The 2157-nt window shown below is 67.4% G+C and carries 3 protein-coding genes; all 3 read left to right on the forward strand.

Annotated elements, in window-relative coordinates; all coding sequences use genetic code 11:
- A partial coding sequence (locus ACRDU5_RS02790; RefSeq protein WP_526612690.1) for a glycosyltransferase family 2 protein occupies positions 1-830 on the forward strand: 830 nt, incomplete at its 5' end.
- 23 nt (positions 831-853) lie between these two features.
- Positions 854-1912 (forward strand): glycosyltransferase family 2 protein, encoded by a 1059-nt coding sequence (locus tag ACRDU5_RS02795; protein ID WP_526612691.1) that lies wholly within the window; start codon positions 854-856, stop codon positions 1910-1912.
- Positions 1905-2157: hypothetical protein (locus ACRDU5_RS02800; protein WP_526612692.1), on the forward strand; the 253-nt coding region annotated here is incomplete at its 3' end. The genes ACRDU5_RS02795 and ACRDU5_RS02800, both read left to right, overlap by 8 nt.

The raw sequence follows: 2157 nt of genomic DNA on the forward strand, positions 1-2157 counted from the left end.
TGGACGACGCGTCGTCGCCGCCGACGGAGCGCCTGCTCGATCGACTCTCGCGCGCTGACGAGCGCCTGCGCTGGCTCCGGCACGATCGCCCCCGGGGCGCCTCGGCGGCCCGGAACACAGGACTTGCGACCGCCCGGGGCCGCTACGTCGCCTTTCTCGACGACGACGACTATTGGCTGCCGGGCAAGCTCGAGAAGCAGATGGCTCTGCTGGACGCCAGCCCGTCGTCGGTCGGCCTGGTGTACTGCTGGTTCGACTACCGCATCGGCGAGAAGGTCGTGTCCGGACGCAGCCCGAAGCTGGAGGGCCGGATCTTCGAGCACCTTCTGGAGCGGCAACCGCTCGGCAACAGCTCGACGCTTCTGGTCCCGAGATCCGTGGCGGAGACGGTCGGCGGCTTCGATGCCGACCTGCCGCGCGGCAACGACGGCGACTTCATCCGGCGCGTCGCCCTCGATCACGAGATTCGCTACGTTCCCGAGGTCCTGGTCCACGTCGACGTCGGGCACGGTCTTGCCCGGATCACCGATTACGACCGCAAGGGAGTCGCCAACGCGCTGGCCGCCGATCGCGCCAAGCTGCGAAAGTTCGAGCGCGAGCTGGAGCGGTACCCGCGCCAACGGGCGGCGATCTATGGCTCGATCGGCTTCCACCACAGCCTGCTCGGCGAGTGGCGCGAGGCACAGGCGTGGTTCTGGCGCGGCCTCAGCAGTCAGCCGCTCTACCCCGGGGCCTGGCGGCCGGTGCTGCGCGCCGTCAAGGCGTCGCTGCTGCGTAGGCTGAAAGGTCTGTCGGGGCGCGGCAGCCGGTCGATCCGGACATCGCCCTGATCAGAGCCGAGGTGCGATAGGCATTGAGCGACCCGCCCGCGTTGTCCGCTGCCGACGGGCTTTGGCAGCCGACCATCACCGCCGTGATCACGACCTACCAGCGTTCGGCGCAGGTGCGCCAGGCGATTCGCAGCGCCTGTACCCAAAGCTATGCGCCGCTCGAGGTGATCGTGGTCGAAGATGGCTCCGAAAGCGGTCTGCCGCAGTGGCTCTCGGTCGAAGGCTATGGTGGCGTGCGGTATCTCCGGCACGACCGCAACCGCGGTCTCGCGGCGGCCCGCAATACTGGCCTGGCCGCGGCCGCCGGCGAGTACATTGCCTATCTGGACGACGACGACGAGTGGAAACCCGAGCGCTTCGCTCGGCAGGTCGACCGGCTGCGCGCGCTCGCGCCGGAGCACCGCCCCAAGATCGCGGTCGTCGGCTGCGCTGTCGAGGTGCACGACCCGGCGCGCCGCACCGTCCGCGTGATCGAGCAGCTCAACGAAGGCGACCTGCGCGCCTCGATCGTCGCCCGGCGACGCCTGCGTACGTTGCCTTCCAGTTACCTGTTCCGAACCGAGACGTTGCGTGCGCTCGGTGGCTTCGACGAGGCGCTGCCGTCCTCGATCGACCACGACTTGTGGATGAGCCTGGCCGCGAGCGGCGGCCATGCTCTCACCCTGCGCGACGCCCTGGTCGTGACCTATGCGTCGGGGCGGCGACTCCAGATGACCACCGATACGCCGCGCCGCATCGTCGGCGTGCGGGCTTTCATCGACAAATGGCAGCCCGTTTGGGAGGTTTGGATTGGCGAACGCGAGGGTCAGCGCTTCGCGCATCGCTACTTCGCGCACGCGGTTGGCCGTCTCGCGCGCCATGAGCTCGCGCTCGGCCGGGTCGGCGCCGCGATGACCTGTCTTTGGACCATCCTGCGGTTCAAGGGCAGGATACTCGTTAACATCGGATCCCTCGTCGGCCTCGCCCGGTTCGGCGGCACCGAGGGCGGAGCCACGCTGATGCCAGGCCCTGCCGCACCTGATCGCGCCGGACCGGGCGGGTCACACCTCATGGACGAGCAAACGGAAAGCAGAGATGCTTAGTCGACTGGCATCCACCACGTTCTGGAAGCAAAATCTTGCGGACCGGCTGTCCGAACCTATGCATCTCAATCTGATCTCTGTGGCTGTGTACCTATTGGGTGGTTACCGAGCGAAGGTAGAATTTGATCTGATCAGGCCGCGGCACAGCGCGTTCGGTATCTTGAAGGCGGCGGACTTCGCGAAGGAGCTTGCTATCGACAAGATCTACGCGGTCGAATTTGGCGTTGCGGCGGGTCGCGGATTGT

The sequence above is a fragment of the Mycobacterium sp. genome (assembly GCF_050701515.1).
Taxonomy (GTDB): Bacteria; Actinomycetota; Actinomycetes; order Mycobacteriales; family Mycobacteriaceae; genus Mycobacterium.